The following is a 14,589-nucleotide window of genomic DNA, read 5'->3' as shown; positions in this document are numbered from 1 at the left end:
ATAACGTCGCCCATGTAATCTTCCGGAGTTTCAACTTCTACTTTCATGATCGGTTCGAGCAGAACCGGGTTGGCTTTCATGAAGCCAGCCTTAAAGGCCATGGAAGCAGCGATTTTGAACGCAAGTTCGGAAGAGTCGACATCGTGGTAAGAACCGAAGTGCAGACGCACACCCAGATCCATAACCGGGTAACCAGCCAGCGGACCAGATTTGAGCTGCTCACGGATACCTTTATCAACACCCGGGATGAATTCACCAGGAATGACACCACCTTTGATGTCGTTGACGAATTCGTAGGCTTTGCCTTCTTCCAGCGGGTACATGTCGATAACAACATGACCGTACTGACCGCGACCACCAGACTGCTTGGCATGCTTGCCTTCGATGTCTTTAACGGTGGTACGGATGGTTTCACGGTAGGCAACCTGCGGCTTACCTACGTTGGCTTCAACCTTGAACTCGCGACGCATACGGTCAACGATGATGTCCAGGTGCAGCTCACCCATACCAGCGATGATGGTTTGACCTGACTCTTCGTCAGTCCATACGCGGAAGGATGGATCTTCCTGAGCCAGACGGCCCAGAGCCAGACCCATCTTCTCCTGGTCAGCCTTGGTTTTCGGCTCAACCGCGATAGAAATTACCGGCTCCGGGAATTCCATACGCTCGAGGATGATCGGTGCGTTCGGGTCACACAGGGTGTCACCAGTGGTCACGTCTTTCAGACCGATAGCAGCAGCGATGTCACCAGCGCGTACTTCTTTGATCTCTTCACGCTTGTTGGCATGCATCTGAACGATACGGCCAAAACGCTCGCGCTTGTCCTTGACGGAGTTCAGCACGGTGTCACCGGAGTTGATCACGCCAGAGTAGACACGGAAGAAGGTCAGGTTACCAACGAACGGGTCGGTAGCGATCTTGAACGCCAGAGCAGAGAACGGCTCGTCATCAGAAGCGTGACGCTCGTCTTTGGTCTCGCCGTCCATTTTCAGGCCGTCGATAGCAGCAACGTCGGTCGGAGCCGGCAGGTACTCGATCACGGCATCCAGCATTGCCTGTACGCCCTTGTTCTTGAACGCGGAGCCACAGGTTACCAGGATGATTTCGTTGTTCAGCACGCGCTGACGCAGAGCACCTTTGATCTCTTCCTCGGTCAGCTCTTCGCCGCCCAGGTATTTTTCCATCAGGTCTTCAGACGCTTCAGCAGCGGCTTCAACCAGATTCATGCGCATTTCTTGCGCCTGTTCCAGCAACTCGGCCGGGACGTCTTCGTAATCGAAGGATACGCCCTGATCAGCTTCATTCCAGTTGATGGCTTTCATCTTGACCAGGTCAACAACGCCCTTGAAGTTCTCTTCAGAGCCGATGTTCAGCTGAAGGGGAACCGGAGTACCTTTCAGACGGGTCTTGATGTGCTCAACGCAGCGCAGGAAGTTGGCACCGGTACGGTCCATCTTGTTGACGAACGCGATACGGGGAACCTTGTACTTGTTAGCCTGACGCCATACGGTTTCAGACTGTGGCTGTACGCCACCTACGGCACAGTACACCATCACGGCACCGTCCAGAACACGCATTGAACGCTCTACTTCGATAGTAAAGTCAACGTGGCCCGGGGTATCGATGATGTTGATACGGTGCGGTTGGAACTGTTTACCCATACCGGACCAGAAAGCGGTGGTCGCGGCGGAGGTGATGGTGATACCACGCTCTTGTTCCTGTTCCATCCAGTCCATGGTGGCAGCGCCATCGTGAACTTCACCGATCTTGTGACTTACACCGGTGTAAAACAGTACGCGCTCGGTAGTAGTAGTCTTACCGGCGTCAATGTGAGCGGAGATACCGATGTTACGATAACGCTCAATGGGGGTTGTACGAGCCATTGTCATCCTCTTACTAAGGCGCTTGTCCCTAGATAATTAAAGGTGCGCAGAGTCAAAAGACCCTGCGCAAGCGGATTACCAGCGGAAGTGAGCGAAGGCTTTGTTCGCTTCAGCCATACGGTGAACGTCTTCACGTTTCTTGACAGACGAACCCTTATTGTCAGCGGCATCCAGCAGCTCGCCAGCCAGACGCTGAGCCATTGATTTTTCACCACGTTTACGAGCGGCATCAACCAACCAGCGCATTGCCAGGGCATTGCGACGTACCGGACGAACTTCTACCGGCACCTGATAGGTTGCACCACCGACGCGACGAGATTTAACCTCGACCGCCGGACGAATGTTATCCAGAGCTTCTTCGAATACGGCCAGGTGCTCTTTGCCAGATTTGGTGGCAATGATGTCCAGGGCGCCATAAACAATGGCTTCTGCAACAGATTTCTTACCGTCAACCATTACTACGTTGACAAATTTAGCCAGCAGCTCTGATCCGAACTTGGGATCTGGCAGGATTTTACGCTGACCAACAACACGACGTCTTGGCATTTCAAATTCTCCGTAACTTCAGGGATTACCCAAAACTAGAAAGCTATCTAACTAGAAACGAATTAACGTTTGGCCTTACTTAACGGAGAACCATTAAGCTTTAGGACGCTTCACGCCATACTTGGAGCGAGCCTGCTTACGGTCTTTAACACCGGCACAGTCCAACGCACCACGAACGGTGTGATAACGAACACCTGGCAAGTCTTTTACACGACCGCCACGGATCAGAACAACAGAGTGCTCTTGCAGGTTGTGACCTTCACCGCCGATGTAGGAGGTGACTTCGAAGCCGTTGGTCAGACGTACACGGCACACTTTACGCAGTGCAGAGTTAGGCTTCTTCGGGGTGGTGGTATATACACGAGTGCATACGCCACGCTTCTGAGGGCACGCTTCCAGCGCCGGCACGTTGCTTTTCACAACGAGCTTGATGCGTGGCTTGCGAACCAACTGGTTAATAGTTGCCATCAAAAGGCTCCTGATAATGACTTCATAAACGTGTGGAAAATCCTCCCCGCAGATACGGGGACGCGAAATTTTATGCCCTGTTGTCTGGGGAGTCAAGATTTATACAATTTGCGTCACAAAAGGGCAGTTCGGATCCGTTTGATTTCACGACATCACCTTGAATTTTATTGGAAATGTGCTTCTCAGCCACCCCAGGTGCGCGGGGAACCTTTTTGCGCAATCAGTGCCACCAGACCCGCCATATCGAGCACATTGCCCACCCGATGCAGCAAACCGCGAGCTTGCAGATCTTCCTGCATCACATAAAGCGGGATACCCGCCAGCCGCGCACTCCACTGGGGAGCCGATGCCGCAATCACGGCATCCTGCATCAGTACCAGCTCATCCTCGGGCTGAAGGTATGAGAGCGCCTCTGCCAGAGCCTGACTCTGAAAGGGAGAGTTCAATATCAGATGCAACATGGAGACCTCAAAAGCTGATGTGAGTCGAACATTGTGCCCAGTGCCGAGCCAGTTCCTGGCGCGGCAGACTCTCGACGGGGATCAGCAGATCATCCACTGTCACGCCACGCTCTGCCAGCGAGTCAGCACAGACATAGACCTCTTCGATATCGTAGAGTTCCAGCATTTTGAAAGTGGGCGCGTAGTGGCGCTGCAAAATGGCGGCAGGTTGCTGCTCCTTGAGCAGTTGCAACACACCGTCCCCAATCAGGAAGAGGGCCAGCTCATCGGTCATGGCCGAGGTGGCCAGCAGGGCATCCAACCCTTCCCGGCCAGCGGCATGGCCATGGGGGCCACGACTGCAGATAAAGGCGATTTTCTTGCTCATGACTCCCCCTAGAACTGAACCAGCCGATCGGCGGTGAGCGCCGCCTCGGCCAACTGGCCCAGACCGCTCAGGCAAAATGGCGCTTGCAGATTGAAGTGCACCTGCCCTGCCCCCTTGGCCTCCTGCTCATCGAGCACACCGCGCCGCATGGCGGCGGCGACACAGACGTCGATACGGATCCCCTGCTCTGCTGCCAGCTCTCGCCACAGACGCACCAGGTCAGTCTCATCGGATGCTGGCAGATGCAAACCGTTGCCGTTGCAGACCCCGTCCTGATAGAAGAACAGGTGGGACAAGGTATGCCCCTGTGCCAACAGGGTGCGGGCAAAACGATAGGCTGTGCTGGCCGATTGGGTGCCATAGGCGGGCCCCGTGACCAGGATGGCAAAACTCAGACTCATAGCAGGACTCCTGTGCTGACCCGGTCCATTTTACGCCAAAAACAAAAAAGCCCCTGCCAGGAGGGGCTTGATTCAATCTGTTGATCAGAGATGGGCAATCGCCTCGACCTCGACCAGCACATCTTTCGGCAGACGAGCCACCTCCACGCAGGAGCGGGCTGGCGCCGCATCGCCAAAGTAGCGGGCATAGACCTGGTTGAAGGCAACGAAGTTGTTCATGTCGCTCAGGAAGCAGGTGGTTTTGACCACTTTGCTGGCATCGGCACCGGCAGCGTGCAACACGGCAACCAGGTTCTTCATCACCCGTTCGGCCTGCTCTTCAATGCCGCCAGCCACGATTTCCATGGTGGCAGGATCGAGCGGGATCTGCCCGGAGGTGAAGATCATCTCGCCAACCTTGGTAGCCTGAACATACGGACCAATCGCGGCAGGCGCCTTGTCGGTTGCAATCACTTCTTTAGCCATTCATCTATCCCCTTCTGGAATGAGTTACTCGTTCTCGTCTTCACCCTGCTTGCGCTGTCGGATGTAAAGATAAACGGTATGTTTTGAAATATTGAGTTTGTCCGCCACCAGATTGATCGAATCCTTGATGTCGAAAATGCCCTTCTCGAACAGCTGGGTCACGATGAAGCGATTCTTGGCATTGTTGGCCACGGTGGGATCGCGATTGATCTCGTCGATGGTGTTATCCACCGTCTGGGCAACCAGCTCTTCCACGCTGTTGGCGAAGGTCTCTGGTGACTGACGCGCCGCCTGCTGGGGCGTCGGGAAAAATTCGGCCACGAACTCGTGGAAAGGCGCATTGATGTGCAGGTTGATGCAGATAAGCCCCACAACTTGCCGCTCGCTGTTGCGAATGGCGATGGTGCTCGACTTCATCAGCGCGCCGGTACGGCTGCGAGCGAAATAGCTCTGGGTGTAATCCTGGCCGGTGCTCTCGATGTCCTTGAGCATGCGCAGGGCGAGATCGGTGATGGGCGCCCCGAGGGTGCGTCCGGTATTGAAGCCGTTGGCGATCTTGATCACCGACTCGTGCAGATTTTCCAGGGAGTGGAGAACCACTTCACAATGCTTGCCGAACAGCTCGGCCAAGCCATCGATGAGCCCATCGTATGAGCGCAACAATTCCCTGTCTTCATCTGTAAAAGTGCGGCTGATCAGCTGTTCTTCGGGAAGCATGGCTTCCTCGATACCGACAGTCATGTTCTACCCCTGTAATAACCATTCAACTTTCCCGAGTTTTAAATTGCAGGGGAGTAAAGTCAACTTTTTTTGATTTTTTACTCTACAACTTTGCTCTGGATCATCCTGAAACCCGCGCTGCGTCTACCTTTGCCGAGGAGTTGGCCAACAAAAAGGGCTCCTTGAAGGAGCCCTTTTTAATCACGGATGACGAGTTACTCTTCGTCGAAGCTACCGGCTGCGTTCAGCAGATCCGCCAGGTTCTGCTCCGCTTCATCAGCGGTCACCTGCGGGGTACCAACAGCACGAGCTGCGGCAGCACGCTGGTTGATCCGGCTGTGGTGGTAGGCAAAGCCAGTACCAGCCGGGATCAGACGACCCACGATGACGTTCTCTTTCAGACCACGCAGTTCATCACGCTTGCCACCTACGGCGGCTTCGGTCAGAACGCGAGTGGTTTCCTGGAAGGAAGCCGCGGAGATGAAGGACTCGGTGCTCAGAGATGCCTTGGTAATACCCATCAGTACATGACGGTAGGTCGCAGGGGTCTTGCCCTCGGCAACCAGCTTACGGTTGGCAATCTTCACACGAGCCACTTCAACCTGTTCGCCTTCGATCAGATCGGTATCGCCAGCGCTCAGGATCTCGCACTTGCGCAGCATCTGACGAACGATGACTTCGATGTGCTTGTCGTTGATCTTAACGCCTTGCAGACGGTAAACGTCCTGCACTTCGTTGGCGATGTAGTTGGCGACCGGGCTGATACCGCGCAGACGCAGGATGTCGTGAGCAGACTCAGGACCGTCCGCCAGCACTTCACCCTTCTCAACTTTTTCACCTTCGAACACGTTCAGGTTACGCCACTTCGGAATCATCTCTTCGTAGACGTTGCCACCATCAGTCGGGGTGATGACCAGACGGCGTTTGCCCTTGGTCTCTTTCCCGAAGGAGATGGTACCGGAGATCTCGGCCAGAATTGCCGGTTCCTTCGGTTGACGTGCTTCGAACAGATCCGCAACGCGCGGCAGACCACCGGTGATGTCCTTGGTACCGCCGGACTCTTGCGGGATACGCGCTACCGCGTCACCCACGCCCACGTTGGCACCATCTTCCAGGTTCACGATCGCCTTGCCCGGCAGGAAGTACTGGGCGGCTACATCGGTACCCGGGATCATCACGTCTTTGCCGTTCAGGTCGACCAGTTTAACGGTCGGACGCATCTCTTTACCGGCGCTCGGACGCTCGTTGACGTCCAGAACAACGATAGAAGAGAGACCGGTCAGCTCGTCGGTCTGACGAGTGATGGTCACGCCATCGATCATGTGTTCGAACTGCAGGCGACCTGCCACTTCGGTGATGATCGGGTGGGTGTGCGGATCCCAGTTGGCAACGGTCTCGCCAGCACTCACGGCCTGGCCGTCCTTCACTTCCAGTACGGAACCGTAAGGCAGCTTGTGGCTTTCCTTGGTACGGCCCATGTCGTCCATGATGGTCAGTTCAGTAGAACGTGAGGTGATAACCAGTTTGTCATCGCTGTTGTGAACGAACTTGGCGTTCTGCAGCTTGATGGTACCGGTGTTCTTGACCTGGATGCTGCTTTCAGCAGCGGCACGAGATGCAGCACCACCGATGTGGAAAGTACGCATCGTCAGCTGGGTACCCGGTTCACCGATGGACTGGGCGGCGATAACACCGACAGCCTCACCCTTGTTAACCAGGTGACCACGGGCCAGATCACGGCCGTAGCAGTGAGCACAGTTACCGAAGTCGGTTTCACAGGTGATGGCAGAACGTACCTTCACACGGTCAACGGAGTTGCGTTCCAGCAGGTCACACAGCTGCTCGTCGAGCAGGGTGTTGCGAGCGACCAGGATCTCGTCCTCGGTACCCGGCTTGATGACATCTTCTGCCACCACACGACCCAGCACGCGCTCACGCAGCGGCTCGACCACGTCGCCACCCTCGATCAGCGGAGTCATCCACAGACCGTCGGTAGTGCCGCAATCGTCCTCGGTGATCACCATGTCCTGCGCCACGTCTACCAGACGACGAGTCAGGTAACCGGAGTTCGCAGTCTTCAGTGCAGTATCCGCCAGACCCTTACGAGCACCGTGGGTAGAGATAAAGTACTGCAGTACGTTCAGACCTTCGCGGAAGTTCGCGATGATCGGGGTCTCGATGATGGAGCCATCCGGCTTGGCCATCAGGCCACGCATACCGGCCAGCTGACGGATCTGGGCGGCGGAACCACGCGCACCAGAGTCGGCCATCATAAAGATGCTGTTGAACGAGGCCTGCTCTTCTTCTTCACCCAGCGAGTTGACGTTACGCTCTTTGGACAAGTTCTCCATCATGGCCTTGGAGACGCGCTCGTTGGCGCTGGCCCAGATATCGATAACCTTGTTGTAACGCTCGCCCGCAGTTACCAGACCTGACAGGAACTGGTCCTGGATCTCGGCAACTTCGGCTTCGGCTGCTGCGATGATGTCTTTCTTGGCATCCGGGATGACCATGTCATCGATACCAACGGAAGCACCGGACAGGGCCGCGTAGTGGAAACCGGTATACATCAGCTGGTCAGCGAAGATAACGGTGTCCTTCAGGCCCTGCTTGCGATAGCAGGTGTTCAGCAGACGGGAGATGAGCTTTTTGCCCAGCGCCTTGTTGGATACGCACTTGATCCAGTTCTGCGGATTGGCATCCAGATCAGCCTGTTCTGCAGCAGTCAGCACCTTCGGCTCGTCGATCAGGGCGTATTCCATACCTTTCGGCAGGATCAGGCTCAGGATCGCACGACCAACGGTGGTGTTCTTCATCTCGGTGTGTTCACGCAGAGAACCGTCTTCCTGACGCAGGTATTCGGTAATGCGTACTTTCACACGAGCATGCAGATCGGCCAGACCGGCGCGATAAACTTTCTCGGCTTCTTTCGGGCCGGCCAGCACCATACCTTCGCCTTTGGCGTTGATACGGGCACGGGTCATGTAGTACAGACCCAAGACCACGTCCTGAGAAGGAACGATGATCGGCTCACCGGAGGCAGGCGACAGGATGTTGTTGGTAGACATCATCAGCGCACGCGCTTCCAGCTGGGCTTCCAGGGTCAGCGGTACGTGGACCGCCATCTGGTCACCATCGAAGTCCGCGTTATACGCAGCACAAACCAGCGGGTGCAGCTGGATTGCCTTGCCTTCGACCAGAGTCGGTTCGAATGCCTGGATACCCAGACGGTGCAGAGTCGGTGCACGGTTCAGCAGAACCGGGTGTTCGCGGATCACTTCGTCCAGGATATCCCAAACGACAGCTTCCTCGCGCTCCACCATCTTCTTGGCGGCCTTGATAGTGGTCGCCAGACCGCGGGTTTCCAGCTTGCCATAGATGAACGGCTTGAACAGTTCCAGAGCCATCTTCTTCGGCAGACCGCACTGATGCAGACGCAGAGTCGGGCCTACGGTGATAACGGAACGACCGGAGTAGTCGACACGCTTACCGAGCAAGTTCTGACGGAAACGACCCTGTTTACCCTTGATCATGTCGGCCAGGGATTTCAGCGGGCGCTTGTTGGAACCGGTGATGGCACGACCGCGACGGCCGTTATCCAGCAGCGCATCGACGGACTCTTGCAGCATACGCTTTTCGTTGCGCACGATGATGTCCGGAGCAGCCAGATCCAGCAGACGCTTCAAGCGGTTGTTACGGTTGATCACGCGACGGTACAGATCGTTCAGATCGGAAGTCGCGAAACGGCCGCCGTCCAGCGGTACCAGCGGACGCAGGTCCGGCGGCAGCACAGGCAGCACTGTCATGATCATCCACTCCGGCTTGTTGCCGGACTGCAGGAAAGCTTCCATCAGCTTCAGACGCTTGGTGGTCTTCTTGCGCTTGGTCTCGGAGTTGGTTTGATCCAGCTCCTCACGCATGGTTTTGACTTCACCTTCCAGATCGATAGCGCGCAGCAATGCCAGGATTGCTTCGGCACCCATCTTGGCGTCAAATTCGTCGCCCCACTCTTCCAGCGCATCCAGGTACTGCTCTTCAGAGAGCATCTGGCTGCGTTCGAGGTTGGTCATGCCCGGCTCGATTACGACGAAAGATTCGAAGTAGAGCACACGCTCGATGTCGCGCAGGGTCATGTCCAGCAGCAGACCGATACGGGACGGCAGGGACTTCAGGAACCAGATGTGGGCAGTCGGGCTGGCCAGCTCGATGTGGCCCATACGCTCACGACGGACCTTGGTCTGGGTCACTTCAACGCCGCACTTCTCACAGATCACACCACGGTGTTTCAGGCGCTTGTACTTGCCGCACAGACACTCGTAGTCCTTCACCGGTCCGAAGATACGGGCGCAGAACAGACCATCACGCTCCGGCTTGAAAGTCCGGTAGTTGATGGTCTCAGGCTTTTTGACCTCACCGAATGACCAGGAGCGGATCATGTCAGGAGAGGCCAGACCGATCTTGATACTGTCAAACTCTTCGGTCTTGGTCTGAGCCTTCAAAAACTTGAGTAAGTCTTTCACGTGTTTCCCCTGTCAGGAGTCTAACCTCGGCGCCCCGGCTGCCAAAACAGCGGGGCGCCCACGTCAATTCTCGAACAATAAGAGCGAGCTCTTACTCTTCGTCCAGCTCGATGTTGATACCCAGAGAGCGGATTTCCTTCAGCAATACGTTGAAGGATTCGGGCATGCCCGGCTCCATACGGTGGTCGCCATCCACGATGTTCTTATACATCTTGGTACGGCCATTCACATCGTCAGACTTGACGGTCAGCATTTCCTGCAGGGTATATGCCGCACCGTAAGCCTCCAGGGCCCACACTTCCATCTCACCGAAACGCTGACCACCGAACTGAGCCTTACCACCCAGCGGCTGCTGGGTAACCAGGCTGTAAGAACCGGTAGAACGCGCGTGCATCTTGTCGTCGACCAAGTGGTTCAGCTTCAGCATGTACATGTAACCAACGGTTACTTTACGCTCGAAGCGGTTACCGGTACGGCCATCGAACAGATCAATCTGACCGGACTCTGGCAGATCGGCCAGCTTCAGCAGGGCTTTGATTTCGCGCTCTTTGGCACCATCAAACACTGGAGTAGCGACCGGCAGACCCTTACGCAGGTTACCCACCAGGGTACGTACGTCGTCGTCAGACAGTTCGGCGATGTTCACTTGCTGGGTGTCCTTCTCGCCCAGGTCATAGACCTGCTGCAGGAAGTTGCGCATCTCGTGCAGCTCGCGCTGCTCTTTGACCATGCGATCGATCTTCTCGCCGATACCCTTGGCCGCAAGGCCCAGGTGCACTTCGAGGATCTGACCGATGTTCATACGGGATGGTACGCCCAACGGGTTCAGTACGATGTCGACCGGACGGCCGAACTCGTCATGAGGCATATCCTCGACCGGACAGATCTTGGAGATAACACCCTTGTTACCGTGACGGCCCGCCATCTTGTCACCCGGCTGGATGCGACGCTTGACTGCCAGATAAACCTTGACGATTTTCAGTACGCCCGGCGCCAGATCATCACCCTGGATAATCTTGCGACGCTTGTTCTCGAATTTCTTGTCGAACTCGGCTTTCAGCTCAACGTGCTGTTCAGCGATCTGTTCCAGTTCGGTCTGCTTGCCTTCGTCTTCGATGGCCAGTTCAAACCACTTGGAGCGATCGAGCTTGTTCAGACGATCTTCGCTGTAACCGGCGGCCAGCAGCAGGTTGCGGGAACGGCCGAAAATGCCGTCTTCCAGGATCTTGAACTCTTCGGTCAGGTCCTTCTTCGCTTCCTTCAGCTGCATCTCTTCGATTTCTTTGGCGCGCTTGTCTTTTTCCACGCCATCGCGGGTAAAGACTTGCACGTCAACCACGGTACCGTACACACCGTTCGGTACACGCAGGGAGGAGTCCTTCACATCGGACGCCTTCTCACCGAAGATGGCGCGCAGCAGCTTCTCTTCCGGCGTCAGCTGGGTTTCACCTTTCGGGGTTACCTTACCGACCAGAATGTCGCCGCCCTTCACTTCGGCACCCACGTAGACGATACCGGACTCGTCCAGCTTGGACAGAGCGGCTTCACCTACGTTCGGGATGTCAGCAGTGATCTCTTCCGGACCCAGCTTGGTGTCACGGGAGATACAAGCCAGTTCCTGGATATGGATGGTGGTCAGGCGATCTTCCTGAACAACACGCTCGTTCACCAGGATCGAGTCTTCGAAGTTGTAACCGTTCCACGGCATGAACGCGACGCGCATGTTCTGACCCAGCGCCAGTTCACCCAGGTCGGTGGACGGGCCGTCAGCCAGTACGTCGCCAGCCATGACCGGCTCACCCAACATCACGCAAGGACGCTGGTTGATACAGGTGTTCTGGTTGGAACGGGTGTATTTGGTCAGGTTGTAGATGTCGATACCGGCTTCGCCTGGCATCAGCTCATCTTCATTGACCTTCAGGACGATACGGGAGGCATCGACATAGTCGATTACGCCGCCACGCTTGGCTACTACGGTTACACCGGAGTCAACGGCCACAGCGCGTTCCATACCGGTACCTACCAGCGGCTTGTCAGCACGCAGAGTCGGTACAGCCTGACGTTGCATGTTTGAACCCATCAATGCGCGGTTCGCGTCATCGTGTTCCAGGAACGGGATCAGGGCCGCTGCCACAGATACGATCTGCTGCGGGCTCACGTCCATATACTGGATCTGGTCGGCGTTCATAAAGGTGGATTCACCTTTGTGACGGCACGGGATCAATTCATCTTTCAGACGGCCATCTTCGGTGGTCGCGGCGTTAGCCTGTGCGATCACGTACTTGCCTTCTTCAATAGCAGACAGGTAGTCCACTTCGTCGGTGATCACACCGTCAATGACCTTACGGTACGGGGTCTCGAGGAAACCGTACTCGTTGGTACGAGAGTACACGGACAGAGAGTTGATCAGACCGATGTTCGGACCTTCAGGAGTCTCGATAGGACACAGACGACCGTAGTGAGTCGGGTGTACGTCTCGGACTTCAAAGCCAGCACGCTCACGAGTCAAACCGCCCGGGCCCAGCGCGGAGATACGACGCTTGTGGGTCACTTCGGAGAGCGGGTTGTTCTGGTCCATAAACTGGGACAGCTGGCTGGAACCAAAGAACTCTTTGACTGCGGCGGAGATCGGCTTGGCATTGATCAGATCCTGCGGCATCAGGGTGTCCAGGTCGCCCAGGGAGAGACGCTCCTTGACCGCACGCTCGACACGCACCAGACCGACGCGGAACTGGTTTTCAGCCATTTCACCGACAGAACGAATACGACGGTTACCCAAGTGGTCGATATCATCCACTTCGTCGTTACCGTTACGGATGTCGATCAGGCGCTTCATCACATCGACGATGTCGTCTTTGGTCAGTACACCAGCGCCAGTCTCGTCTTCACGACCCAGACGGCGGTTGAACTTCATCCGACCTACGGTAGACAGGTCGTAACGCTCGGCGGAGAAGAACAGGTTTTCGAACAGCTGTTCTGCAGCTTCGCGAGTAGGCGGCTCGCCCGGACGCATCATGCGATAGATCTCGACCAGCGCTTCCAAACGGTTGGAGCTGGAGTCGACACGCAGGGTCTCGGACATGTAAGCACCGTGATCCAGTTCGTTGGTGAACAGAACCTCGAAATGCTTGAAGCCGGCTTGGGACAGGTTGGCGATCGCTTCCAGGCTCAGCGCCTGGTTGGCGGTCACGACCATCTCGCCAGTTTGCGGATGTGCGTAGTCCTTGGCAGCAACTTTGCCAACAACATACTCAACCGGTACCTCAATTTGGGTAACGGCGTCTTTTTCCAACTGACGGATGTGACGCGCAGTCACACGACGACCGGTCTCAACCACCACGGCGCCATTGGCCACGATGTCAAAGGTCGCAGTTTCACCACGCAGACGCTCCGGCACCAGATCCATCATCAACTTGCCATCTTTTACTTCAAAACCGATGGTCTCGAAGAAGGTGGCCAGGATTTGTTCGGAGGTGAAGTCCAGGGCGCGCAGAATAATGGATGCTGGCAGTTTGCGACGACGGTCGATACGGACAAACAGGTTGTCTTTCGCATCGAACTCGAAGTCCAGCCAGGAGCCACGGTAGGGGATAACGCGAGCGTTATACAGTACCTTACCGGATGAATGAGTTTTGCCTTTATCGTGGTCGAAGAAGACGCCCGGGCTGCGGTGCAGCTGGGAGACGATAACCCGCTCGGTACCATTGATAACAAAGGTGCCGTTCTCGGTCATGAGCGGAATTTCGCCCATGTATACTTCTTGTTCCTTGATGTCTTTGACGGTGCCGGCAGCTGCTTCACGGTCGTACAGAACCATACGAAGCTTGACACGCAGCGGCGCGGAGTAGGTCACTCCACGGATCTGGCATTCTTTTACGTCAAATACCGGCTCACCCAGGCGATAGCTGACATACTGAAGCTCAGCACTACCGGAGTAACTGGTGATCGGGAAAACGCTACGGAAAGCGGCCTCTAGGCCATATTCACCTTCCGGGTCAGCCTCGATGAACTGCTTGAAGGAGTCCAGCTGAATGGACAACAGATAAGGCGTGTCCAGTACCTGGTCTCGCTTACCGAAGTCCTTACGAATGCGTTTTTTTTCGGTATAAGAGTAAACCATAGGGTTCCTCAGCTCGCTGATAAGTGACCCACTCTGTCCCGCGGGACAGCTCTGTCTCAACACCGTTTTGTGTTGGCCCGGACGAAAGAAGACAGTCCGGATTGCTGGTGCACCGAGAGTCGTAAACGGTGTGAAATGCTCTCAGTCTACAGCGCAAAAAGGCTGGTGAACAAAAATTCACCAGCCCTAGCCTGTTTTATCAGGCTAATCTACATAAATGCAGATTATTTGATCTCAACAGAAGCACCGGCAGCTTCCAGCTCTTTCTTCAGAGCTTCAGCTTCGTCCTTGGACACGCCTTCCTTCAGGTTAGCCGGAGCAGCTTCTACCAGATCTTTGGCTTCTTTCAGGCCCAGACCGGTAGCGCCACGAACGGCTTTGATAACGGCAACTTTGTTGGCGCCAGCAGCAGTCAGAACTACGTCGAACTCGGTCTTCTCTTCTACTGCTTCAGCAGCAGCCGGGCCAGCCATTACGGCAGCAGCGGCAGAAACACCGAACTTCTCTTCCATAGCTTCGATCAGCTCAACAACTTCCATTACGGACATGGAAGCAACGGCTTCGATGATTTGGTCTTTAGTGATAGACATGACAAAAATTCCTGATGTTGAATAAACTCAAACAGCCTAAATAGGCGA

At 55.6% G+C, this 14,589-nt stretch carries 11 protein-coding genes (1 of these 11 running past the window's edge); all 11 read right to left on the bottom strand.

The annotated features are described in order from the left end of the window. A protein-coding gene (gene fusA, locus ACTG1K_RS04445; RefSeq protein ID WP_021229318.1) for an elongation factor G crosses the window boundary here: on the bottom strand, window positions 1–1,883 show its 5' portion. Its footprint begins 223 nt before the window's first position; only the first 1,883 of its 2,106 coding nucleotides appear in the window; the start codon lies at window positions 1,881–1,883; its stop codon lies off the left edge, out of view. 75 nt (window positions 1,884–1,958) lie between these two features. Continuing rightward, window positions 1,959–2,429, bottom strand: a complete 471-nt coding sequence (gene rpsG / locus ACTG1K_RS04440) for a 30S ribosomal protein S7 (protein ID WP_005339911.1) — start codon at window positions 2,427–2,429, stop codon at window positions 1,959–1,961. 93 nt (window positions 2,430–2,522) lie between these two features. After that, window positions 2,523–2,897 (bottom strand): 30S ribosomal protein S12, encoded by a 375-nt coding sequence (rpsL, locus tag ACTG1K_RS04435; RefSeq protein WP_005306278.1) that lies wholly within the window; start codon window positions 2,895–2,897, stop codon window positions 2,523–2,525. 182 nt (window positions 2,898–3,079) lie between these two features. Beyond that, on the bottom strand, window positions 3,080–3,358 hold the full coding sequence (tusB, locus tag ACTG1K_RS04430; protein ID WP_047439476.1) for a sulfurtransferase complex subunit TusB: 279 nt from the start codon (window positions 3,356–3,358) through the stop codon (window positions 3,080–3,082). 7 nt (window positions 3,359–3,365) lie between these two features. Next, window positions 3,366–3,725 (bottom strand): sulfurtransferase complex subunit TusC, encoded by a 360-nt coding sequence (gene tusC, locus ACTG1K_RS04425; RefSeq protein WP_005339907.1) that lies wholly within the window; start codon window positions 3,723–3,725, stop codon window positions 3,366–3,368. A gap of 8 nt (window positions 3,726–3,733) precedes the next feature. Further along, complete coding sequence (gene tusD, locus ACTG1K_RS04420; RefSeq protein ID WP_042054810.1) at window positions 3,734–4,126, bottom strand: sulfurtransferase complex subunit TusD; 393 nt, start codon at window positions 4,124–4,126, stop codon at window positions 3,734–3,736. 84 nt (window positions 4,127–4,210) lie between these two features. Continuing rightward, window positions 4,211–4,591, bottom strand: a complete 381-nt coding sequence (locus ACTG1K_RS04415) for a RidA family protein (RefSeq protein ID WP_005339904.1) — start codon at window positions 4,589–4,591, stop codon at window positions 4,211–4,213. A 24-nt stretch (window positions 4,592–4,615) separates the two neighbouring features. Beyond that, complete coding sequence (locus tag ACTG1K_RS04410; protein WP_005339902.1) at window positions 4,616–5,332, bottom strand: helix-turn-helix transcriptional regulator; 717 nt, start codon at window positions 5,330–5,332, stop codon at window positions 4,616–4,618. Between the two features lie 194 nt (window positions 5,333–5,526). After that, window positions 5,527–9,831 carry a DNA-directed RNA polymerase subunit beta' gene (gene rpoC, locus ACTG1K_RS04405; protein WP_005339899.1) on the bottom strand — a complete coding sequence of 1,435 codons (4,305 nt, stop codon included), beginning with the start codon at window positions 9,829–9,831 and terminating at the stop codon, window positions 5,527–5,529. 91 nt (window positions 9,832–9,922) lie between these two features. Beyond that, window positions 9,923–13,951, bottom strand: coding sequence for a DNA-directed RNA polymerase subunit beta (gene rpoB / locus ACTG1K_RS04400; protein ID WP_005339897.1), 4,029 nt, complete (start codon window positions 13,949–13,951; stop codon window positions 9,923–9,925). Between the two features lie 224 nt (window positions 13,952–14,175). Next, a complete protein-coding gene (rplL, locus tag ACTG1K_RS04395) occupies window positions 14,176–14,541 on the bottom strand; it encodes a 50S ribosomal protein L7/L12 (RefSeq protein ID WP_005306304.1) in 366 nt (121 codons plus the stop codon). Between the last annotated feature and the right edge of the window lie 48 nt (window positions 14,542–14,589).

It is taken from the genome of Aeromonas sp. 102P, from assembly GCF_051920345.1.
In the GTDB taxonomy this organism is placed as follows: Bacteria; Pseudomonadota; Gammaproteobacteria; order Enterobacterales; family Aeromonadaceae; genus Aeromonas; species Aeromonas veronii.
Note: the sequence above shows the minus strand (reverse complement) of the source record. Positions and strands in the feature narration are given on the sequence as shown.